The sequence below is a fragment of the Rhizobium sp. 05L419 genome (assembly GCF_056397845.1).
Map to the genome: position 1 here is coordinate 18,664 of NZ_JBFTOF010000037.1, position 21,761 is coordinate 40,424.

The window sequence follows — 21,761 nt, forward strand, 5'->3', positions numbered from 1 at the left end:
GCAACATTAAAGATGCGAAATCTTCATCATTGACGATCTTTAATCACATTAATAGGATTGCGCGTGAAGTCGCTCAACAGAAGCTGGGCGGTACTGGAGGAGAATGATATGGCACCGCCGGACCTGCGCAAGACAGAGGCGTTCGAAGACTTTTTGAGGCTTTCGGCCCAGATCGGAAACGATATCCTTAAAACGCAAGGGGCTGGCGGAAACACGTCGATTAAGAGCGACGGCGTGATGTGGGTCAAAGCGTCGGGAACGTGGTTGGCCAACGCGGGCACACAGGACATCATGGTTCCGGTATTCGTCGAGCCGCTTGTCAAAGCGCTGCGGGAGGGCGACGAAAGGGCCGAAAAGTCGACGGATTTTGTCGTCCAGGAGCTCAACACGAGTGGTCTGCGCCCATCGATCGAGGCCAGCTTCCACGCGGCCCTGCAAAGTCCGGTGGTCGCCCACTACCACTGCGTCAATACGATCTCACTGGCTGTTATCGAAAAGCGCGAAGACGTTTTAGCTGATCGGATGGCCGGGGTGCCCGATCTGAAATGGGTTTCGATTCCGTACCGCCGTCCGGGGACGCCACTTGCACGGGAGATCGAAAAAGCGGCCGATGGCAAACCTGACGTTCTAATCCTTCACAACCACGGCATCATCGTGTGCGGTAACACCGTCGAAGAAGTTGCCGAGCGGATCGGTCGGGTAACCGAGGCGCTCTCCGTGACGCCACGCGCGACCGGCGAGCAAGACATCGCAGCGCTATCTGTGGCGTCCTTGGGGTCTGGTTATCACCCCGCCGAGGACCCTGGCAGCCATGCTCCAGCACTTCTGACCGTGAACCAGGATTTCGCGTTGGGCGGCTCCATGTATCCAGATCATGTTATCTTTCTCGGCACGGAGATCGGCACGCTGGAGGACGGGCAGACTGCAGCCGACCTGGAAGCACTCCGCAGAAAAGAGGGACGCGAGGCATCCAAGATGTTGATAGTGCGCGGCAAAGGCGTTCTCCTGCACAACTCCCTGACGGCAGGCGGGGAGGTCATGGCGCGCTGCCTGGCTGAGGTCGTCGGGCGTATTGCTTGCGCAGAGAGAGTTGCCTACCTCACACCGGAGGACGAATATGAACTGACGCATTGGGAGGCCGAGATATATCGCCAGGCCCTCGATCGTAAGACCGCCGGACAGCCGGCGTGATCGCCGCAAGGGAACCCGCAGCAACGTTGGGGATCGATATCGGTACTTCGGGAGCCCGGGCAGCCGCCATTGATCGTTCAGGCAACCCAGTCGGGTTCGCCGCCGCTCCCTTCGTTTCCCTGGACGAACTTCGTCAGCCGATGGCATGGTGGGCGCGCGTGCGCGAAGCTGTTGAGCGCCTCAAAGATCAGGTGGATCTGGCAAGCGTACGAGGGGTTGCGGTCGATGGAACCTCGGGCACAGTTCTCGCCATCGATAGGAACCAGGCACCGACGGGCGGCGTTCTGATGTACAACGACCCCTGCCCCGACGCCGAAATTGTCAAACAGATTTCGAAGCATGCTCCACCGGGCAGCACTGCAGTCGGACCAAATTCCGGCCTTGCCCGGGCGATCTTTCTCGCGAGACAGAATGGCGTCGATGCCGTTCTTCATCAGGCCGACTGGATCTTGATGATGCTCGGATGTCCGGGACGCGTGAGCGATGAGAACAATACCCTCAAATCCGGCTATGATGTACTCGCGCAAGAATGGCCTGACTGGATCGAAGCCGCGGGGATGGATCGTGCCAAGCTTCCAGAGGTCTTCAGTGCGGGAAAGCCGCTCGCCAAAATGGCCGGATATCTTAAGGATACCGGAGTTCACGAATCTTCTTTTTTCCACGCTGGCACGACGGATGGCTGTGCGTCCTTTCTGGCGACCGGAGCATCTGAAATCGGTGACGCGGTGACCGCGCTTGGGTCAACAATTGTGCTGAAGCTGGCTTCCAGCGAACCGATCAGCGCCCCAGAATTCGGCGTGTATTCGCATCGCGTGGGTAAATTCTGGCTGGCTGGAGGAGCGTCCAACAGTGGAGGCAATGTCCTCAAGGCCTTAGTTGGCGATGACAGGCTGGAGGAACTGACGGCAAGGGTGGATCCAGGGCGCCCCCTGGGATTGGATTTTTATCCGCTCTTGAAGCCAGGCGAACGCTTTCCCCTCAGCGATCCGAACTATCAACCGCGCTTTGCCCCCGCGCCCGCGGATGATGGTCAGTTCTTCCAGGCGATCCTCGAGGGAATGACTGAAATCGAGCGGCTAGGCTATCAGCGCCTCCGGGAACTAGGCGGCCCTGCGATCAAAAGTCTTAGAACCGTTGGCGGAGGCGCCCGGAACTCAGCTTGGTCTGCGATGAGGGAGAAGGCAATGGGAATAAAGACGCTGCCAGCAAGGTCGGTGGAGGCAGCCGTAGGAACCGCCTCCCTGGCGCTCGACAACCTGGACAATCAAGATGCATAGACCCCGTCACGCAACCCTCAGTGAACTGATCAACGGATACGACGTCTTCTTCGTAGACCAGTTTGGCGTCCTCAGAGACGACAGCGGTCCCTACGAGGGCGCAATCGAAGCCATTTCACATCTCAAGGCAGCAGGCAAACTCGTTGTCATCCTGTCCAACTCCGGCCGCAGCGGCGACTTTAACGCCGACAGACTCGTCAAGATCGGGTTTGCGCAGAACAGCTTCGATCATTTTGTCACCTCGGGAGACGTTGCCTTCGACATACTGTCACGCCCCGGGGCAGCGCTGCCCGCGAATTCCAAATGTCTCACCGTTTCGAGCGGCGGCGACAGCAATCTTGCCGACAGATTGCGGCTCACGGCCACCGTTTCGGCCCGCGACGCCGACGTCGTCATCATCTCTGGCAGCGAGGCCGAACATGTTCCGATGGACGACTATCGTGAAATGTTACGCCCGGCTGCGGAGCGAGGACTGCCTTGCTACTGCACAAACCCCGACATCCACAAACTTCACAAGGGATCGATAGCGCCCGGCGCTGGGAGCATTGCCAGACTATACGAGGAAATCGGCGGAACCGTCGTCTGGCTAGGCAAGCCCTATCCGGAAATCTACGAACATGCCCGCCGCCTCGTTGGCGATCCCAACCTCCAACGTGTCGTTTGTGTCGGTGACAGCATCGAGCACGACATACTCGGAGCAAAGACGGCTGGACTGGACTCGGTGCTTGTTCGTACGGGAATACTCGCAAAAAACGACCGCGCGGAACTCGATGAACTGATGTCGAAAGCCGGTGCTTTTCCTACCTTTATCATGAGCGCGTTGCGCATCTAGCGCCGTTCGATCCAACCGTCGATCTGCCGTAAACAAGGGGGAGGCATGACCCCACAAAGCTCAACCATCTTCCAAAATCACATTGCCAACCGGGCGCCATCCAGACATGAGACCGCCCATTTTTTGCTTCGGAAGCGTCCGCAGACCACCCTGCTCATCTGTCATTTCGTTGGTATGCCCGTCCTGGCGGCCAGGAGATGAACGAGTTCCATGGGGAAGGGAAACATAATCGTTGAGTTCCCTTCTGTGGCAATGACGTTCAGCCGGTTTCTGCATCAAATGCCACTCCCAAGGAGAACTTCGGCCGATGAGGGCTTTCCGCCGTCTTGTTTGCCTCCTGCCCGCTGATCGACAGGATGGCATCGCCATCATGGCCGCAATCTGTCTGCCAATCATCATCGGCTTTGCGGCTTTGTCCCGTCGAATATGGATACGGATGGTAGCGTCGCCTTAACATTTGCGGCGATATTTACCGGCATGAGTCCGAAACCGTCGACCGATGTTACGACAGCCCGCTACAAGCGTCATCGTTTTCCCGCTGAGATCATAACGCATGCGGTGTGGCTCTACTTCCGCTTTCCGTTGAGCCTGCGCCATGTAGAAGATCTGCTGGCTGTTCGTGGCATTGAAGTCTCGTTCCAGACTGTTGCGGGATGAGCCGCCAAGTTCGGCCGAGAATATGCCCGTTCCATCCGGCGGCGTAACAGGGGAAGTTTTGCCGACAATTCGCATCACGTCGAGATGGTTGTTGCGATCAAGGGCAGGAAATACTGGCTATGGCGCGCCGTTGATGCCGATGGGTACGTTCTCGATGCTCTGATCCAGAGCCGCCGAAACAAGAAGGCGGCCTTGAAGCTGATGCGAAAGCTCCTGAGGGGGCAATGCATGACACCGCGTGTCATGGTCACCGATAAGCTCAGATCCTGCGATGCAGCCAAACGGGAAATCATGCTCGGCGTCGAAGACAATCAGGCCTTAGCTCCCCTCGACTACCTCGCTCGGCACGCTGCACGAGGCACGAGCTTTTTCAGGATACGGTACCGGCCAGTCTCCTGGAGGTGCCGCACCATGTCCTCTTCGTTCAATGCCGCCGGAGAATGGCGTTTCATCGCCGGCGAACCAGTCACTTTCACAGGCGCTGCGTTCGGCGAAACAAACAGATCGAACTGCTGCGTCATTCATTATCTCGGGTTCAATTTCAGCTTCGCAGGCCCAGTGCCCGCAACCATGCATCCACCTGTCCGAAAGCATCAAGTTGCCACTGGTCAGGGGAGCGGTCGCCGAGGATCTCGGTCTCAGCCACAAATTTTCGGACACTTGTCGGGCCATAGCCCTCAGGTAGGTCAAACTTTTCTGAAATGCACTGGTAGCCTTGAACACCGCTCTTCTCTTCGAGCAAGGGCTTGCAGGCTTCGGCCAGTGCTTCTATCCCGTCGGGATAATTTCGAATGCAGTAATAGACATCATACGCGTCTTTTTGCTTATGCCTTCCGTTGAGGGCATAGCCCTTCATTGCCAACAAAGCTGGGATGGAACACACCGCGACCTCAACGCGGTTGGTGCCGCCCTCTGGCATATCGCCCGAGATAGCAACCAACTGATAGAAACGGAGGGCAAGATCCGCTCCGTCAGCCCGTTGCACGGCAAAATCGCTCAAGATGGGAGGACTGTTTTTTACGATCTCAGCATGTCGGGGCATGAGGAAATCAACGATTATATCAATGGGCGCGCCACCATCGCTCGCCGGCACCTCACGGACAAGTTGGAATCTCCGGAGTTCCTTTCCCTGCTTGTAGCCGTGCCCCATCAACGCCTCGACGAGCGTCACATACTCGCCATCACCCAACGCTTCCGCGTCAAGCCCGAGGTCTACATCAAGCGTGCCGACATGACGCATGTCCTCATTGTCGAGCAGCAACCAGGGGACCGCGCCACCGATTACGGCGAACCTTCCCTTGAAACCGCCGAGAATCTGGCCGATCTCGAGGAGAACGCCCTTTACGGCCTTCGTCGTGCGGTCTTCATAATCAGCCGCAGACTGGGGATCGGGCACGACTACGTTTGCCATGATAGCTTTGCCTTTCGCAGGTGATCAGCCGCTTCCGCTCCTCTCTCCCCTGCTATCGCAAGATCGAGATAGGTCTGAACGTGACTCGTGCAGACTATGCTTGGCGCCGGAGCGATTGTGTCCAGAAGCGGCCCTTCTTCTCGCAGCACTGTAATGACGACGTTTGCGCCCGCCGTAGCGGGCGACAGTTTCAATGAATCGTGCAGGCGTTTAGCCCCAGCATCGTCCGCGTAGAAATACTGAGTGGAAACCCGTCCATACGGCGCGAGCCACTGCGCTGCAGAAAAGGAAGCGAAGACTGAGCGTGGCGCACTAGCCCCGGCGCTCAGAACTTCACGGGCAGCCGACTCCAGCAAAGATCCGTGCAGGGTTGTATAAAAGGTAAGTCGCTCTCCCTTCGGCGCCTCGTACACCTCACGCCAAGCGTCGAGCAAATCGTCAGGCCGTGCAAGTCGTAGACCATCGGCAGTGACTTCGGCCCACTCGCGATCAACGAGCTCCGTTCGAACGTTGCTGACATGGCCAAGGCTCACAGCAGATGCTTCGGCGAGATCCACGACCTTCCATGCCCGCCCAGGATCGCGAAGCAGGATGCGAAGTACTTGCGCTGACTTGGGCTTGAAGACCGATTTAAAGCTGCGCTGGAAGGCTGGTGGTTTGTCCGCAACTTGTCGCTCGATGTATATGCCATCGAGCACTATGCGAGCATTTCCCATTAGGTCGAGGTAACCCACCTCGTATTCTCGGCAGAGAGCCTGAGCCTCAAGCGACAAAAATGGAGCAATGAATATTGGGGTGGCACGAGGGGTAAAGTTGTCAGCCGCCCTTTGAAGCTGAAGCAGAGCAGCTCTAACATGCCGAGGCTGTCCAATGGACTTTACTTCACACACTAACAGGTGCTGCCGGCCGTTGTGGGTAAAACGGGCAGTTATATCGACCCCGACGTCCGGACCATGCGCGAGTTCGACGGCGCGAACCTGAAGAGCAGGCACGTTGTTGAGCAGCTCCTTGACTGCAAAGACAGCTTGCTCTTCCAGAGATTTCATTGACAGTTGCGTTTTCAACATTTGCTGAAAATGACATAAGTAGTGAAATCAATCAAGAGCATTTCACCCAAATCAACGCTTTCAACAATCGCTGAAACATAGAATGACGGCGAAATTACACGTCTGAATACTGAGCTGACTGAAACGACGTAAGTTCTTCATCAAAAATCCAGGAACGTCGTTCGGCCGACATCCAAGATCATCGACACGACCGTCTGATCCAGAGCACTGCGTAGCACTGACCGAAAGTCTGCAATCGATTTAACAATTTTCTCCGGTCGCGCCAAACTCCGCCAGTACGTCATCTCACCGTCTGGCACTTCCCAACAATGACATTTACCTTTGCCCCGCAGACCAAGTGCTGTCACCCGTCATTACGGCAAGTCACGCGACAATGTGAAGATCGACCATACCAACCGCGAGGCATGTAAGGCGTGCCATCTGCGCGAACGCTACACCAAATGCTTCCGTCGCGTATCGCGCCTTGAGAACGAAGCGGTGCTCGACCGCATGGCGGCGCGTCTTGCCGCCCGGCCCGACATTCTGGACCGGCGGCGCGAGAGCGTCGAGCATCCGTTCGGCACGATCAAGCAATGGATGTACCAGGGCGCGTTCCTGATACGACGGCTGGAAAACGTCCGCGCGGACGTTCAGCCTGACGGCGCTCGCCTACAACATCAAAAGAGCCATCACCCTCGTCGGTGTGCCGGGCCTCATCGCCGCTGTTCGAGCATGACAGTGCGCTTTACACACTTTCTGAATCAAAGAAGGGGGCCTAAGCGCTCAATAATGCCTTCTCGGGTTCTTTGGACATGGAATCAAGAAAATCTCGATACCGTGAGTTCCGACACTGAGAGTTTTCAGACGGTCTGCCCGAGTTTCGAATCGGGCACCTGACTTCTGCGGCGTCGCAGCACGGGAATTTAGCAACGGATCGCCTTTGCCTCCACCGAAAACAAAGTTGCTCATCACCAGCGTCGCCACTCATCGTCGCTCGGCGGGACTAATCTCCAGGCACTATTTGGACCGGCTGATCTCGGTAAGCGATTTGCGGCGCGCGATGAACTCGCGGAGAAGGGGAAGGAAGAAGGCCTTGCTAAACCGACCTATGGGTGGTTCGGGCTCAAGGTAGAAGGAGCGGCTGACGATATCGCTGTTGAATTCATCAAGGATGATCCAGAGCCGTAGATATGCATCGAGGCCAGCCCGCCGCTTCTCGATGGTGGGTATTTCCGCGGCGAAACGAGCCTTCTCCGGCTGCTTCGTGGTGATTGGGAAAAACAGAACCAGATCACCGTCAGCTCGTGAAAGCCTCACACCAACGGCAACCGGTTCCGGCCCTCAGTTTCACCCTTGCCCGCCTCCCTTGCCCAGAGATAGGGATAGCGGATGACCGTCGCGGTCTGGATGTCGTCATAGTCGCTCACCGGGTGGCCTCGTCGGTCTCCGCATAGGCGTCGACCGCGGCCTCGAATTCGTCGATCGGTTCGCGCGACATCGTTTCAAGCCTGCCGACTGTCCGAGCATCGGAATGCCGCATCAGCCGTTCGTAGTCATCGATATTGAGAAGCACGAGGCGTGGCTTGTTGCGTTGCGTGATTGTGACCGGATGGCGCAACGCCTCGGCGATGATATCGCCGGATTTTCGGGAAAGATCGCTTGTCGAATAGGAACCACCGGTACGGGGCATGATGATCTCCATGGATGGGTCTGTGCTTACGCGATTATAGCGTTTGCACAGACACAAATACAGCATTTACATCATTGTTGTAAACACTGCCTATTCCACACTTTAGCCCGGCCCGTCGGCGGGACCAGGTGGACGGGGTCATTGAGCGCAGCATGAAAACCGCGCGACCAGCAATAGATCGGCGGTCGCGGAGTGGACCTGATCATGGAAACGACAGGTGGCGAAACCGTCAACCCTGCTCTGGACGCGCCTCACCGGATCAATGCCTTAGCTTGGTCCAACCCAATTGCTCGGTCAAATTGAGTCTCGAATGAGGCCCATCGTGAGCGTGATATCCTGATGGTCGAGAACCTGCGCGATCTGAATCTTCTGCCAAACGACGGCTTCCAGTTTTTCGCCATTCCCATCAATGCCGTCGGAGCTACCGCCATGACCGTTCGCGCCTTTGCCGAGGTATAGCAATGCCACCGACAGGATGCGGGTAGGGTTAGCGACGTCGGCAGCGGCGGCAATCTTGTTGGTTATTGACCCGGCCCGCCCATCGACGCTCAAAGTGCGACAGCAGCCGAGAACCTTGCACATGGCCACGCACGAGATGAAGTTTGCGCGATTTGTCTGTAGCTGCGTCGTCACCATGCATCTGCACGAGATCGGGGCCGCCGGAAGAGGTCTTCACCAATCTCCAGACAGCGGCTTCGTGTCGAAAACCCGCTGGTCCAGCAGCTTGGAGCGCTTCACAGAACACCATTCCCGCCTAAGCAGCTCTGCGCGCAGCAGGCGGATGGCCCCTTCCCGCAGCCTGGAATCGGCCCGCAGCTCGGTCGAGATCCTGCACCTCATTGCTGAGCTCCCGACACGCGGCATTTGTCTCTTCGACCATCGCCGCATTTTGCTGAGTCATCTGGTCCATCCGGTGGAGAGCGGCATTGATATCGGACAATGCAGCCGATTGTTCATCCGAAGCTGTGACGATGACGCCGATCAGGCCGGTAACCTGCTGCACGTGCACCTCAATGCCCGTTAACGCTTCACCGGTCTGGTTGACGAGTTCTACGCCACCGGCGACTTCACGTCCCGATGTTTCGATCAGCGTCTTGATTTCTTTCGCCGCCTTCGCGGAGCGGCCGGCCAACTCGCGGACCTCCTGCGCAACGACGGCAAAACCCTTGCCCGCCTCGCCAGCGCGAGCGGCCTCGACACCGGCGTTCAACGCCAGAAGATTGGTCTGGAAGGCGATCTCGTCGATGACATTGATGATCTGGCGAATCTCCGTCGATGAGCCCGCAATGCGCTCCATGGCGGCGACGGCGCCGCGCACGACAATCGCCGTTTTTTCCGCGCTGTCTTTGGCGGCGGTCATCACCAGGTTGGCTTCCCGCGCGCGCTCGGAGGAATTGCGCACCGTCACCGTGATCTCGTCGAAAGCCGAGGCGGTTTGCTCCAACGAAGCGGCCTGCTGCTCGGTCCGCTTTGCTAGGTCGTCCGTCGCACCGGCGATTTCCGAGGAACTCGTGCGCAGCCGGGCAGTCGCATGCAAGACGCTGGAAATCGTTTCGGCGAGCCGCTCGACGCTGGTGTTGAATTCTGCCCTCAGCTCTTCATACTCCGACGAAAATGCCTGCTCGATGCGAATCGTGAGATCACCCACCGAAAGCCGTTCCAGCCCGTGGGTAAGCTCTTCGATTACCTTCAGCCGGCTCCCCTCCTCGACCGCTTTCTGTTGCCCACGCAACGCCTCCTGCTCGTCTTGGTAGCGCCGCTCGTCGTCCGCTCGTTCGCGCGCGGTGCGGCGCTCGATCGCCGACTGGCGGAAGATCGCAACGGACGTGGCGACGGCACCGATCTCGTCGGCGCGTTCGACGTAAGGCACCTCGCGGCTGTAATCACCGGCGGCCAGCATCTGCATATAGCCGGACATCGCGGCCAGGGGTTTCACCGCGCGATGGCGGAAAAACCATAGGCCGGCGAGCAGCATCAGGACAGAAAGTGCCGAACTGATGGTGGCGGCCATCGAGAGCCAACTTGTCTCCGCAGCAGCGCCAGCTTCTTCCTGCTTGAGAAAAGCGTCGGCCATAACGACGAGCTCGTTGACCGCACTCTCGTGGTTGTGGAAGGTCGCCTTCAACTCCGGCATCGCATTGGCAGCCAGGGTCGGATCACCGGCTTTGAACGGGGCCAGGAACTTGGTTTCCATCTCCTGCCAGTAAACATCGGCTCTCGCCAGGACGTCGTTCTCCAGCTTTGACATCAACGGCTGCGGAGCGCTCGATGCTTTCCAGTACGCGCGCCGATCGTCATAGGCCCTTTTCAGGGCGGCGATCTTGGTGAGGTTGACTTCGGCCAGTTCGGGGCTCGATACCGCCTCCATCGCCAGCATATAGGATTCGACCGTGTACAATGGCGGCGGGAGAATATCTGCGACCAGATCCTTACCGTAGACCACTTGCGTGTAGATCGGTCCATTCACCCGCAGTTTGTTGAAGGCGTATGTTTTTATTCCGATCGAAATCATCAAGCCTGCAGTGACGATCGCGCCGAAAATCACCAAGCCTCGTGCAATAGACAGTTTCATGCAATATCTCCATAAAAACCACTTTCCATGCCGCTTCGAAGAGCCATGGAATCCTCGATTTGCGGACAGATTGCGGCTCAACGACACGGCAGGAGAAAATTCCGGATTGCGCCGGCAGGGAACGCTTGGCGTCATGCCACCAGTTTCCACTTAAGTGGACGATACAGGCGACGTTCTCGTATAACGGCAAATTATATGATTATTGTTACCTTACGATTAAGTACCGGCTCAACACGTCCGCCTTCTCCTACATAGGCGCACGAGCAAATATTCATATTCCGCAAGGATATCCCTTCCACGCAACTTACGTAGCGGGACGTTTGAGTTCGCACAGCAGCAGGCCATGGGGTTTGCCGAACTCGAGGGCTTTTTCACTGGCGCTACCAAGCCGTGACGGGTCCATTTATGCGAGTGATTCTTGCGACAGCTGCCCTGATGATTGCGACCGATTGAAAACCGCTATTGCAGAAAAGACGCCGGCGAACTGCAACGTCGCTCCGATCGCCTCGGCGACGCTCGGCGATCGCCCCTCGAGCATAAAGCCGTAGACCAGGCCGATTAGAGCGCAACGCCTAGGCTGATTGGCTCGACCCAGCGGTTTCGGCGAAGTCTGCGGCTTCCTTCATGCCGGCATCGGTCGCAATCACACAGGGGCAACTCGCGCTGCGAAAGGTTCGCTTGGTGGTAGGAAGGTGGCCCTCGTCGCCATGGATGGAGGTCCAGGACCCGATTTCATGTACGCTGCGGACGCCGCCAACGGTTGTCCCGAGGTCCGGGGTGAACCGGCTAGGGCTGACCAAGGTAATAGACGTCGACACCGACACGTTCGAACGGCACTGTAGCGTTAACCGGGCGGCGATCAAAATGGGGGTCCTGATTTGGAAGGCCAGATTCTCGATTACGTCCACGACCATCTCAATCCGTGTGGAGGCCCCCGCCGATCYCATCCTTGCGCGACTGCCCATCGATTGAAGCGGCGAGCTGACCATTCGCCAGGCTGCGCATGACGTGCACGATATTCCGGATCGACTGCTTCAAGGTGAGAATATGTGCAAAGGCGGCACAGATCGCGATCAGAATCCCTGCGCCCAGCCATTTCGTCTTATACCCCCAATTTTTCGACGAGAGTGCGCGAAGACTGCAATGAAGGGACGCTTACCGCCAGAGCGACTTCATCGTAGACTGCCCGGATATCCGGCGGCAGTGAACTCGATCATGGAGAGGTGGTCGCGATGGCGTGTAAGCCCAGCAAAACCGGCGCTGACGCCGCACGAAAAACGCCTGCGCAACACGGACCGCAAGCTGCGGGAGGCTCTGGAGCGCCTGGTGAAGGGACTGCCCACCCAGACCTGCAAAAGCGATCCTACCGTCTGACCGTTGCAACGCTCGCACGTGAGGCGCGTGTCAGCCGCAACGCGATCTACACCAACTATCGCTCGATGATCGATGAGTTGCGTCGCGCCAGCGATCGCAAAATCGTCCCCGAAAAGCTGGCGGCCTGGGAGGACAAACTCGCCCAGCAGCGCGCTCTGATCCAGGTCTTGCAGATCGAGGAGCGGCTGAAGCGCATCCTCGAAGCCGAAACTGAAGTTGAGCGGCAGAAGCGTCATAATGCTCGCCTGATCACTGAGCGCGATCGCGCCATGAAGCCGGTGGCCCTCCCGCGCGGGCCAAAATCCTGACGTCGTCTACGATTGGCGATTGGTGTCGCTGCGCTCGTCGAAGGACAATTTTCGCCCCATCCATTGCCTGCGACACTCGTGCGCGGCATGATCTGCGGCATGCTTGACCCCTTCGATCCAGTTAGCTTCATTGTGCGCGCCGAGGTTCATATCCTCGGCATCGAGCCCAAGATCAGCCGCACTCTCGAACTGCCAATCACTCTCAACCTCGCCCAACTCCACGAGGTGCTGCAGGCCGCCTTTGGCTGGACCGACAGTCATTTGCATCAGTTCAATATTGGCGGTCTTATCTATGGTGCCCCGGAGTTCGATGAGGACGGTCTGTCCGACAGCCGGACCTTCGAGGCGACCGAGGTCAGGATGATCGACCTTTACTTTCCCTACGATCCCGAGGAAAACCCTCTCACGATTCTCTACGAATACGACTTTGGCGATAATTGGCGTCATCTGCTGCGCTTGGAGCGCGTCGCGCGCGAGGAGAGCGCCAAATATCCTCGCTGTATCGCCGCCGCACGCTCAGGACCTCCCGAAGACGCTGGTGGGCCTTCAGGCTATGCCAACTTCCTTGAGGCCTGGCTCGACCCAGACCATGAAGAACACAAAGACATGCATCGATGGGTTGGCCGCAAGTTCCACCCGTAGTCCTGTAATCTCGACGACATCAACAAGGCTATCGCCAAAGCAATACGCGCATCAAAGGGCGGCTATCGCTTCCGTCGAGAAAGCCATCGTGATTGACGCCGACCGGCTACACCTAAAATGCGCAAAGCTCGTAGCTGATCCGGTTCACGCGTTCATCGCCGTCGATGACCTGCGCCATCGCGCCGGAATGACATCATCGGTCGGAACATCCTGCGATGGCAAGAACCTGCATCCATCGTCCATCTTGCTGTGGATCCAGTCCCGGCCACGGCGATACACGCGCGCGCCATAGCTCAGGCTCCCGCCGAGACGGGATTGACCCGCATGCGATGCGCGATGCTGCGGCCGAATTCTACCTCCGACTGTGGTATCAGTATTGTCGCGCCATTGGCTCAGCAATTGGTGTGCCATTGTGCGCTCGCCGCTGCGTTAGTCAGATAAAGAAGATTGCTATTGGATATGATACTCTTCCGTCTTGGCGGGATAGGAGAAAGCGAACAGCCGATACGTCGTTCCCTGTCGGCCGTTCTAGAGACGCTCCGACATTCCGGAGCGATGCGTATCTAGTCGATATCTCCGGCCAGAGGCCGCAATATCTTGACCAAATCTGCGTTCTCAACGGTCGCGAAAAAAGCTGCATCGGCCGTCTCCACCGCCGTGATTGCTCTCTTCGCAACGTCGATGCCAATAGAGGTCGCCCTGATCACTTTCGCACGGGAGTCGCTGGGATCGAGTTGTCTTGTGATCAACCCCTTCGACTCCAGCCGTGCAAGGACGTCGGACGTCATCTTGATATCTGTACCAGCCTGACCGGCAAGCTGAGCCTGATTGGGCGGCTTGCCGGTGCGTCCAAGCCACATCGCTGAGGCCAGGAGGACGAACTGAACATGGGTTAGATCCAGCGGTGCGAGCACCGCCGTCATCACGCGCTGCCACCGCATGGTGGTCCGCCAGAGAAGCAATCCAGGACTCTCTGAGGCCTCCTTGTAGCGCGTTCCCAGCTTTGGCTCGTCACTCATGGTTTTCAAACGCCTTTGCGCACTCGAATAGCCGCGCCATGGACACATCAAAATCTCCACTGATTTGAGGACCGAGTTCAGGCCCTACGTCTGCGGCTGATGGCCCCGAAATCTCGAGCCGATGCGTCACTTGCGTTCCTTCCTCGACTGGCTTCAACGTATGGCGGAATAGCAACTTAAGATCACCGAATGACGTTTCATCGGCGTAAGTCACGTTATCGACCAGATCGACAATCCGCGATTCGAATGTTTCTTGTCCCGCAGGTGTCACTGAAAGACGTGTACCTTCAGCGAACGGCCCGTGAAGAACAAAGGTGTCTGACCCCTCATACGAGAGCCGACCTTCATGCAGTGCTTTGAGTGCTTCCCAAATCGATCTCGCGGAGAGAGGAGAGATCGCAGTAAATTCGTTGGTCCACATGACGTGCTTTGCTCCAGTTGGTATTAAAAATAGTCTGCGCACTCATTATCCGTGCACAGACTATGTGTCAAGCGGTTCTTGCGGCTGATATCTGCGACATGATTCGTCAGGTGATCTCAGTTCGGTCAGTGTCTGAGGAACATCATGACTTTTGAGGCTAAAGCGCCGAAGCAAATGCGTTTCCGCCGCTCCCATGCCAGGCCGAGAAACACTCCCAACCCCGAAACGGATGCAATGTCGTATCAGACGGAAACGTTAAGCAACCATGCGTCATGTTGCTTGAGGAAGACCTTGAGCCGATCGCCATAGTCGTCGGTGACGGCCTCGCGCACGCTCTGGCGTACAGCCAGTGCATTTCGCCATGTCGTGACGCGGGGCAGCGCGTCAAAGATGCCGACAGGTGCGATCAGGTCGAAAACGTCGAAGTAGCGGAAGATCGGTGCGAAAACCGCATCGACGAGGCTAAACACCTCGCCGGCGAAGAATGGTCCGTCGCCCAGTTCAGCCTCGATGCGGCCGAACTTTTGTATGAGCGCCTTACGCTTGGCCTCATAGGCTTCGGCATCCTTGGCTGTCTCGAATCCCCATAGGTCCGAAAGGATCGAGGAACCGAACTCGATCCACCCACGATGCCGCGCCCGCGTCAGCGGATCGGAGGGATGGAGGGGAGCGCCTGCCTGCGTTTCTTCGAGGTATTCGCAGATGACGGCGCTCTCGAACAGCGCAGCTTCCTTGCCACCATCCTGCCGCACGATCAGCAGGGGCACCTTGCCGAGCGGAGAAATGGCGAGGAACCAGTCAGGTTTTGCGGCCAGATCGACATAGCGGCGCTCGAAGGGCACGCCCTTTTCGACCAAGGCGATAGCGGCCCGCTGGACGTAGGGGCAAAGGTGGTGGCTGATGAGGGCCAGCTTTGCGTCGGACATGACGAAATCTCCTTGGGGCAGATTCAGCGAAGAGCGGGAGAGGGACGGAGCGCATAGCGCCCGTCGCCAAGCAGGAATTGCGCGATGGACAAGACGAGGAGGTAGAGTGGATATTCCCAACCCCCGTTCGGCGCGTTGAGCACCCATCCGTTGCCGGCATGCGCCCAGATAATCGCGCCGAGGAGCGCCGGGATCAGCGCCACAGCCGCCCAACGGGCATAGATGCCGAGAACCAGCATCGCTCCACCCACGGCTTCGGCGACAAAGGTGACGTAGGCCAGCCATCCGGGCAGGCCGATAGACTCGAAATAGCCCGCCGTGCCAGCAGGGCCGAAGCTGAGCATTTTGAGCACGATGCTGTGGGCGAGATACATCACGCCAAGGCTGACGCGCAGCAGCGTCACCCCGTAGTCCGTCAGTCGCTCCTGGGTCATGGGAAAGGTCTCCGCTCGATATAAATGCAGATGCATCTATATGAGGCCTTGTCTTGCCGGTCAATATAGATGTAATTGCATTCATGTCCGACTGTTCAGATAGCAGAACCTCACAGCCCTCGCCATCTGTCACCAGCGCATGGGTGCGCCTCATGCGTGCTCAGCAGCTCGTGCTTGCCGCAATCGACGGGGATTTAAAGGCAGCCGGGTTACCGCCGCTCGGCTGGTATGACGTGTTGCTAGAGCTGTCGCGGGCCGAGAACGGGCGCCTGCGGCCCTATGAGATCGAGGAACGCACGTTGCTTGCGCAACACAACCTGTCTCGTCTTCTCGACCGGATGGAGACGGCCGGTCTCATTCAGCGCGAGGTGTTCGCCGAGGACGGCCGGGGCCGGTGGGTTCTTATCACCGAGGGCGGCCGGGCAATGCAGGCGCGCATGTGGAGCGTCTATGCTCCAGCAATCCAACGTCATCTAGGCGACAAGCTGGACAATGCCCAAGCCGATCAATTGGCCGGATTATTGGCCGTGCTGTCGCGCAACTCCTAAAGAGCGTCCAAAAACTCTCTAGATGGCTGATTGCATCTTCCTTGTGGCCGCCCGATAAATCCAAAAATTCCTAATTTCGACGCCGAGAAAGGCGCAACGAGGCTGCTTTTTGGAGCTTGGGGCCATTTTGGGTTCCACAGATGCAGGTAGCTGCCCTTCATGCTCGAATATGTGAATACCCGCATGCTCCAAACCCTGCTGGGCAAGCCTGCGACCGCGTTTAAGAGGGGGGACGCAGCGAGGTGTATTCTGTCGTGCCTGCAGCAGCGAAGATGATCGCGCCCATGAAGCGGTACCAGACGATCGTCTGGATGATAGCATTGAGAATGAGACCCATTTCTTGCCTCTCACTTCGAAGCTGTTGATTCTTCCGCGCGGCGTGCGTCGCCAGGGGAATTCATCCTTCACCGCCGGCGCCGACCCCGCTTCCAGCGGCTCATGGCGTCTTCCATGGCGCCGCGCATCACCCGATAGAATTCCGCCATCTCCTCGAGGCGTGCGTCTACTTCCTCGGGCGGGACGATTCCAACCCCCGGCGTTCAGTTGCTCGGCCAAAGCGTCGAGCGGCTAGTGTCGGCGGTATTGCCGAGCCTAGCGTGACGACGTCAAGAGCGCGCTTCCTTGTGCGTTAGGAGGCAGCGCAACAGCTCGCGGTTCCCCCGTGCTCGGTCTCTTGAAAAGGAGGGCACGGCACATCGCCGTAGGAACAGAACACGCAGCAGTCCCCGGCTTCTGGCCTAAGCATTGTGCCGCAGTTCGTGCATTCATAGAAGAACTGGCATGCATCGGTGGGCATTGTTTCCATTGCCTGCTTTCCGCAATTGGGACAGGTGAGCGTTGATTGGAGCTGTATCAGCATTCTCGTGTTCGCCTTAAGGACGCGTTCGGTAGATCCTGAAGCGAACTTAAATCTTACTCATTTGTGCCGCCAGACCTTCACGGCGGAAATCAGCAGGATCACGGGAGAGTTGGTAACAGGAACCCATTCGGCACAATGCCGAGAAAGTATCCGCCGAGAAAGGCCCTCGCAGATCGACCCAATTGCCATGGAACAGCACTCTAGGTCTCGATGAAGACCTCATGTCACGCGAAGCGAAGAATTGACCCCCTTGCCGAATTGAAGAGCTGACCCCATTGATTTGTGGTTTCGTTGGTCTCGACCRCCACTCCGGCCTTCTGCAGAAGGCCGGAGTGGCGCTTTTCGCGAAGCCGGTAGCTGTCCCCTCGGATGGTCATCACCGTCGAATGGTGAAGTAATCTATCCAATATCGCCGTGGCCACGACCGAATCCCCAAAGACACTTCCCCATTCGCCAACCGAGCGATTTGAGGTGATCAGGATCGAGCCCCGCTCATAGCGACGGGATACAAGCTGGAAGAACAAATGGGCGGCATTGGCCTCGAAAGGCAGGTAACCCAACTCGTCGGCCGTGACGTAACAAGAAAGATTGAATCTGCTGTCGCGCCTGCTTCAGCGCGTAGTTGGCAACCTCGCGAGCTCGCACCAGATCGCGCATGGCCTCATGACCTTTGTCCGGAACCCAGACTGAGGTCAGCTCGCCCGCCCTGTGTAGACGTGCCAGACTTACGGCATCCCGGCGGTTTGTCTTCACCCGGTCGCCCGCACGCTTGGGCACCAGAGATGGTGCGACCACAACGCATTCATGCCCCAGTTCGATAATCTGACAGTAAAGACCGTAGCCGGTCGGGCCGGCCTCGTAGCAGAAGTGAAGCTTATATGGGGGGGTGCAAGGTAAAATTGCCGCTATGGCGACATTTTAAGTTCCGTTTGTCGTTTTGCAGATCCGGGTATGAGCTCATTTGCATGACGCGGTTCGCGAACGAACCCGATCCAACTTATATACGGTTAGCGGCCAGGGCAGCTAGACCAACATCCCGCTTGCGGCGGATTTGAGCTCAAGGGGACAATACCATTCTTGGACGGCGGCTTTTTGAGCCATGCTTCACTGCGGTTTGTCTGCCTCGGATCTACCGGGACTCGTTTGTCCCAGGAGATTACTTAAGCTGGTGTAAAGTGGGTTCAGGCTGTCGTCAGGACAGCCCCTTCGATCACGACGCCAGCGGCGATGTATTTCCACAGCGCAACAAGCAACTTGCGGGCGAGCGCGACGATCGTCGACTTCTTCTGTCGTCCTCCATTTTGCGTCACTCGCTCCTTGAACCAAAGGCTGAGCGCTGAGTCGGGCTGGTGGTGTAGCCAGAGCCAGGCGACCTGGACAAGAGTTGTCCGCAGCTTGGGATTGCCAGCCTTGGATACGCCTTGGTCGCGATCGATCTGGCCGCTTTGCCAAGGCGTTGGCGCAAGGCCTGCATAGGCAGCAACCTGCCTTCGATTGTCAAAGTGACGACACAGCCCTTCAGACCAAAGAACGGCGGCGAACTCTGAGCCGATACCCTTGAGATTGAGCAGAAGTGCCGGTGCTGGCGACGATGACGACGCGGCGGCTAGCATCAGGTCGCGCATGCGCTCGACCTCCTTGATCTGCTCCAACAGTAGCTCGATGCGATCGAGCTCGCGACTGATTTGCGCTTTCAGCGCTGGCGGCAGCGGCCGTCCATCTCCGGTCCCAAGCGCGTCCAAACACTTGCGCCGATCGCGCCGCAACGGTTCGTAGCCAGACACACCCTGACCGAATAAAAGGCCCTTCACCCGGTTGACGTGGCGGACGCGCTCGTTGGTCAGCGCCTTACGTTCACGCACAAGCCGGCGGCGGTCTTCCTCTTCCGGCGTTGGAATCCGCAGCATCGCGCAAACCCGAGGCTCACCTCGCTTATAAGCCAGCAGCGCTCGGACCAGCGCTTCGCCGTCGATCTTGTCGGTCTTCGCCCGGCGGCGGCGGCGGGATGTCGCAATCGAGGCGGGGTCGACGACATAACTTTCGATCCCTTCGCGCTCGAGAATCCTGTGGATCCAAAAGCCGTCGAGACCAGCCTCCTGGATCGACACGATCCGAAAACTGCGGCCGGTCCGAGCCTTCGCCTTGCGTTGCAACTCAGCAAGATGAGCCAGCAATGCCGGAACATCGCTACTTGCCACCATATACTTTGACATCTTCTCACCCGCCCCTGGCGAAAGGGACGTGACAAGCCACTTCGATCGCGAGAGTTCCAATGACACAAAGATTGCGACAAGATCGACGTGGATAGCGGCTGGAGCTTCGTTACGGTTGGCTGCAACTGGCATTGCGGACCTCCTCAGAGTTGGTTGGCGACTCCACTCTGCCCGAGCTTCGGTCGCTATTCACCTCCATAGGATCTTGGCTCCGCGCTTGGAAAGCTTGTCGACCAGTCGTTATCAAGTCTCTGACGTCCTGGTCCTGCCCGGGATACTGGTGAACGTCGCTGAGACCGGATCACTGGCCGGAAAGCTGTCCTCAAGCGCCTCCTCCAACTCGGCCCCCAATTCATCTCGATCCTGGCTTTCCCGAGCACTCGGAACAGGTTCAAGCCCCTTGCTCCCTTCGTCAAAGTATCCGTTTCTCAACGCGTCATAGCGGTTGATGCTGCCGTCAGTCGACTGCCGTTCAAGCATCGCTGACAACACCGAAGCCATCTCGCCGCGATCCTCCTGGTCCGTCGTCATCTGTTGGTACAGGCCCGCCGGTCCGGCAAATCTTTGTCGAATCCCTGCCCGTCAATAAATTCCACGGTGTTGGGCCGGCGACCGCCGAGCGCCTGTACAAATACGGGATCGAAACCGGGATCGATCTGAAATCGAAAACTCTTGCCTTCCTGCAGGAGCATTTTGGCAAATGTGGCCCCTATTTTTATGGCATCGCCCGCGGCGTCGACGAGCGACAGGTGAGGCCCGACCGGATTCGAAAGTCCGTGGGCGGAGGATACCTTCATCGACGATATCGACGATCTCGATCTGGCGACAGCTGAGCTGAAACCGCTTGCGGAGAAGGTGTGGCGCTACTGCGAAACGAATGACATCAGCGGCAAAACGGTGACCGTCAAAAACAAATACTCGGACTTCACCCAGGCGACGCGCAGCCGGACCGGGGTATCTCCAGTTGCGAACATAGCCGAAGTCCTCGAGGCGGCGTCCGGGCTTCTTGCAACCATCCATCCATTCAAGCGACCCGTCCGGCTGCTCGGCGTCACGCTTTCGTCACTGACGATGGAATGCCGGCGCTGCGGAAATCCAGTCCCAGCTCGATCTCGGTATCTGACGCAGATGCCCAGAAACGAAAAAGCCTGCCGCGGGAGGAGGTGCGGCAGGCTTTTCGAAAAGAACCGAACAGCGACTGGGAGGAGGAGTGCCGCTGTTCCTACAGACGTCCCTGGGAGGAGGAGTGGGCCGTCTGAAACTCGAAGCTCTGCGGGAGGAGGTGCATCGCTTCGATGAGCCTAGTTATACACCGACCATGGTCGATTCCTATGCTCTATGCTGCACTGCAGCTATGCAAGAAATACAAGCCGGAAAGGCTTGCGACGGAACGACGGCCAAAATGGATCCCAGGCACAGGAAACCGACGCAAAAACGCCCGCGTCATCAGCGGGCGTCGAGCAGTCTTTGAGACGATACGTCCGTGCGGTTAGCGCGCGACCGATGCACGCGCGACGCTACGGATGTCGGCTCGGTCGATCCCGAGGTCCTGCAATTCACGGCTGGACATACGGCCAAGTTCGTTAACGGTCTGACGGAACTTGCGCCAATTGTTGAAAGAGCGTGCTACGTTCATGATAATCCCCTTTCCTGAGGGCTTCTGACGTCAGCAACCTTGCTTGGCTCCGGCGTCGTTTCAATGATTGGAATATAGACATTTCAATCGGTTTAAAACAGCGACAATCCCTCACCACACCTATGCGCTGAGCGCATAGGGTTTTCCGTTTTCGCGGGAAATGCTTGTTTCTTAAGCCTGACGCGACAAGAGCTTCGGAGGCGCGTCTCAGAGGAGAAACTCAATGCTGTAAGCTGCTCGCGACGACAGGTGTGCGCCGAATTCCTTAGGTTGCTCCGAACAATAACTGAATCGTCATTTGTCGAGGGTGCGTCTGATTGACTCATGGGCGGGGGATTCCCGTCCGGATCAGATAGACGTATGTCGATGGCATGATCGACGAGGATGGCATCAGATACCGTTGGGCGACAGTGGGGCGCAAGCTTGATGAACGCGGGCGTCGGATGTTCGCGGCGGCCGAGGCGAGCACGGCGGGATGGGGCGGGCTTGCGGCGGTCTCGCGGATCACCGGGTTGGCGCGGTCGACGATCAATCGCGGACAGGACGATCTGGATGCCATACCTTTGGAGCAGGGGCAGGTTCGGCGTGCTGGCGGCGGGCGCAAAGCGGTGAGCGCGCTTGATCCTGATCTTGTTCCGCAGTTGAAGCGACTGGTGGAGCCGGCCACGCTTGGCGATCCCGAGCGGCCCTTGCTCTGGGTGTCGA

Annotated in this window: 19 protein-coding genes and 9 pseudogenes; 11 read left to right on the plus strand and 17 right to left on the minus strand. The window is 57.9% G+C overall.

Annotated elements, in window-relative coordinates; all coding sequences use genetic code 11:
* The first annotated feature begins 108 nt into the window (after positions 1 to 108).
* The 3 genes from AC1DMK_RS28510 to AC1DMK_RS28520 are packed head-to-tail and all read left to right on the plus strand — an operon-like array spanning position 109 to position 3,300.
* Positions 109 to 1,191 carry a class II aldolase/adducin family protein gene (locus tag AC1DMK_RS28510; RefSeq protein WP_477863692.1) on the plus strand — a complete coding sequence of 361 codons (1,083 nt, stop codon included), beginning with the start codon at positions 109 to 111 and terminating at the stop codon, positions 1,189 to 1,191.
* 26 nt (positions 1,192 to 1,217) lie between these two features.
* Positions 1,218 to 2,468 (plus strand): FGGY-family carbohydrate kinase, encoded by a 1,251-nt coding sequence (locus AC1DMK_RS28515; RefSeq protein WP_477863693.1) that lies wholly within the window; start codon positions 1,218 to 1,220, stop codon positions 2,466 to 2,468.
* Positions 2,461 to 3,300, plus strand: coding sequence for a TIGR01459 family HAD-type hydrolase (locus AC1DMK_RS28520; protein ID WP_477863694.1), 840 nt, complete (start codon positions 2,461 to 2,463; stop codon positions 3,298 to 3,300). Before AC1DMK_RS28515 ends, AC1DMK_RS28520 begins: the two co-directional genes overlap by 8 nt.
* Before the next feature lie 60 nt (positions 3,301 to 3,360).
* Here AC1DMK_RS28520 and AC1DMK_RS28525 read toward each other — a convergent pair whose 3' ends face one another.
* On the minus strand, positions 3,361 to 3,576 hold the full coding sequence (locus tag AC1DMK_RS28525) for a hypothetical protein (protein ID WP_196246810.1): 216 nt from the start codon (positions 3,574 to 3,576) through the stop codon (positions 3,361 to 3,363).
* Between the two features lie 201 nt (positions 3,577 to 3,777).
* Here AC1DMK_RS28525 and AC1DMK_RS28530 point away from each other — a divergent pair.
* Positions 3,778 to 4,263 (plus strand): annotated as a pseudogene (locus AC1DMK_RS28530) (IS6 family transposase); the annotation flags it as partial.
* 235 nt (positions 4,264 to 4,498) lie between these two features.
* Here AC1DMK_RS28530 and AC1DMK_RS28535 read toward each other — a convergent pair.
* Complete coding sequence (locus tag AC1DMK_RS28535) at positions 4,499 to 5,368, minus strand: nucleotidyl transferase AbiEii/AbiGii toxin family protein (protein ID WP_477863695.1); 870 nt, start codon at positions 5,366 to 5,368, stop codon at positions 4,499 to 4,501.
* Positions 5,356 to 6,414, minus strand: coding sequence for a type IV toxin-antitoxin system AbiEi family antitoxin (locus tag AC1DMK_RS28540; RefSeq protein ID WP_477863696.1), 1,059 nt, complete (start codon positions 6,412 to 6,414; stop codon positions 5,356 to 5,358). Before AC1DMK_RS28540 ends, AC1DMK_RS28535 begins: the two co-directional genes overlap by 13 nt.
* A 396-nt stretch (positions 6,415 to 6,810) precedes the next feature.
* Here AC1DMK_RS28540 and AC1DMK_RS28545 point away from each other — a divergent pair, with 396 nt between their 5' ends.
* Entirely contained in the window at positions 6,811 to 7,311 is a 501-nt protein-coding gene (locus tag AC1DMK_RS28545; RefSeq protein WP_477863697.1) for a hypothetical protein, read from the plus strand.
* 120 nt (positions 7,312 to 7,431) lie between these two features.
* On the opposite strand, the pseudogene AC1DMK_RS28550 reads toward AC1DMK_RS28545, so the two are convergent.
* The 4 genes and pseudogenes from AC1DMK_RS28550 to AC1DMK_RS28565 all read right to left on the minus strand — a co-directional run bounded on the left by AC1DMK_RS28550 (position 7,432) and on the right by AC1DMK_RS28565 (position 10,676).
* Positions 7,432 to 7,841, minus strand: a pseudogene (locus AC1DMK_RS28550) (hypothetical protein).
* Entirely contained in the window at positions 7,838 to 8,104 is a 267-nt protein-coding gene (locus tag AC1DMK_RS28555; RefSeq protein WP_477863698.1) for a type II toxin-antitoxin system prevent-host-death family antitoxin, read from the minus strand. Before AC1DMK_RS28555 ends, AC1DMK_RS28550 begins: the two are co-directional and overlap by 4 nt.
* Before the next feature lie 294 nt (positions 8,105 to 8,398).
* Positions 8,399 to 8,740: a hypothetical protein gene (locus AC1DMK_RS28560; protein ID WP_477863699.1), complete on the minus strand. Its 342-nt coding sequence runs from the start codon at positions 8,738 to 8,740 to the stop codon at positions 8,399 to 8,401.
* 118 nt (positions 8,741 to 8,858) lie between these two features.
* Positions 8,859 to 10,676, minus strand: coding sequence for a methyl-accepting chemotaxis protein (locus AC1DMK_RS28565; protein ID WP_477863700.1), 1,818 nt, complete (start codon positions 10,674 to 10,676; stop codon positions 8,859 to 8,861).
* A 614-nt stretch (positions 10,677 to 11,290) separates the two neighbouring features.
* Between AC1DMK_RS28565 and AC1DMK_RS28570 the strand changes: the two are divergent.
* From AC1DMK_RS28570 to AC1DMK_RS28580, 3 genes and pseudogenes are all read left to right on the plus strand, one after another.
* Positions 11,291 to 11,510 (plus strand): annotated as a pseudogene (locus tag AC1DMK_RS28570) (CapA family protein); the annotation flags it as partial.
* A 389-nt stretch (positions 11,511 to 11,899) separates the two neighbouring features.
* Positions 11,900 to 12,358 (plus strand): hypothetical protein, encoded by a 459-nt coding sequence (locus AC1DMK_RS28575; protein ID WP_477863701.1) that lies wholly within the window; start codon positions 11,900 to 11,902, stop codon positions 12,356 to 12,358.
* Between the two features lie 87 nt (positions 12,359 to 12,445).
* A pseudogene (locus tag AC1DMK_RS28580) lies at positions 12,446 to 13,096 on the plus strand (plasmid pRiA4b ORF-3 family protein).
* 467 nt (positions 13,097 to 13,563) lie between these two features.
* On the opposite strand, the gene AC1DMK_RS28585 reads toward AC1DMK_RS28580, so the two are convergent.
* The 4 genes from AC1DMK_RS28585 to AC1DMK_RS28600 form a co-directional block, all read right to left on the minus strand.
* Entirely contained in the window at positions 13,564 to 14,019 is a 456-nt protein-coding gene (locus tag AC1DMK_RS28585; RefSeq protein ID WP_477863702.1) for a MarR family winged helix-turn-helix transcriptional regulator, read from the minus strand.
* Entirely contained in the window at positions 14,012 to 14,440 is a 429-nt protein-coding gene (locus AC1DMK_RS28590) for an SRPBCC family protein (RefSeq protein ID WP_477863703.1), read from the minus strand. Before AC1DMK_RS28590 ends, AC1DMK_RS28585 begins: the two co-directional genes overlap by 8 nt.
* 242 nt (positions 14,441 to 14,682) lie before the next feature.
* Positions 14,683 to 15,366: a glutathione S-transferase family protein gene (locus tag AC1DMK_RS28595; protein ID WP_477863704.1), complete on the minus strand. Its 684-nt coding sequence runs from the start codon at positions 15,364 to 15,366 to the stop codon at positions 14,683 to 14,685.
* Between the two features lie 23 nt (positions 15,367 to 15,389).
* Positions 15,390 to 15,800 (minus strand): DoxX family protein, encoded by a 411-nt coding sequence (locus tag AC1DMK_RS28600; protein ID WP_477863705.1) that lies wholly within the window; start codon positions 15,798 to 15,800, stop codon positions 15,390 to 15,392.
* Positions 15,801 to 15,883: 83 nt separating this feature from the next.
* On the opposite strand from AC1DMK_RS28600, the gene AC1DMK_RS28605 reads away from it, so the two are divergent.
* Positions 15,884 to 16,348, plus strand: coding sequence for a MarR family winged helix-turn-helix transcriptional regulator (locus tag AC1DMK_RS28605; protein ID WP_477863707.1), 465 nt, complete (start codon positions 15,884 to 15,886; stop codon positions 16,346 to 16,348).
* Positions 16,349 to 16,976: 628 nt separating this feature from the next.
* On the opposite strand, the gene AC1DMK_RS28610 is transcribed toward AC1DMK_RS28605, so the two are convergent.
* The 5 genes and pseudogenes from AC1DMK_RS28610 to AC1DMK_RS28630 all read right to left on the minus strand — a co-directional run.
* The gene (locus AC1DMK_RS28610) at positions 16,977 to 17,201 is read right to left on the minus strand and encodes a GDCCVxC domain-containing (seleno)protein (RefSeq protein WP_477863708.1); all 225 of its coding nucleotides are present in this window, start codon (positions 17,199 to 17,201) and stop codon (positions 16,977 to 16,979) included.
* 230 nt (positions 17,202 to 17,431) lie between these two features.
* Positions 17,432 to 17,773 (minus strand): annotated as a pseudogene (locus tag AC1DMK_RS28615) (ATP-binding protein); the annotation flags it as partial.
* Positions 17,772 to 18,083: pseudogene (locus AC1DMK_RS28620) on the minus strand (IS110 family transposase); the annotation flags it as partial. The pseudogenes AC1DMK_RS28620 and AC1DMK_RS28615, both read right to left, overlap by 2 nt.
* Before the next feature lie 305 nt (positions 18,084 to 18,388).
* The gene (locus AC1DMK_RS28625) at positions 18,389 to 19,552 is read right to left on the minus strand and encodes an IS110 family RNA-guided transposase (protein ID WP_477863706.1); all 1,164 of its coding nucleotides are present in this window, start codon (positions 19,550 to 19,552) and stop codon (positions 18,389 to 18,391) included.
* A 111-nt stretch (positions 19,553 to 19,663) separates the two neighbouring features.
* Positions 19,664 to 19,882: pseudogene (locus tag AC1DMK_RS28630) on the minus strand (hypothetical protein); the annotation flags it as partial.
* A gap of 101 nt (positions 19,883 to 19,983) precedes the next feature.
* Here AC1DMK_RS28630 and AC1DMK_RS28635 point away from each other — a divergent pair.
* Positions 19,984 to 20,543, plus strand: a pseudogene (locus tag AC1DMK_RS28635) (DinB/UmuC family translesion DNA polymerase); the annotation flags it as partial.
* Between the two features lie 366 nt (positions 20,544 to 20,909).
* Here the strand turns inward: AC1DMK_RS28635 and AC1DMK_RS28640 are convergent.
* Positions 20,910 to 21,056 (minus strand): DUF1127 domain-containing protein, encoded by a 147-nt coding sequence (locus tag AC1DMK_RS28640; protein ID WP_007690640.1) that lies wholly within the window; start codon positions 21,054 to 21,056, stop codon positions 20,910 to 20,912.
* A 371-nt stretch (positions 21,057 to 21,427) separates the two neighbouring features.
* Between AC1DMK_RS28640 and AC1DMK_RS28645 the strand changes: the two are divergent.
* Positions 21,428 to 21,761, plus strand: a pseudogene (locus AC1DMK_RS28645) (ISAzo13 family transposase); the annotation flags it as partial.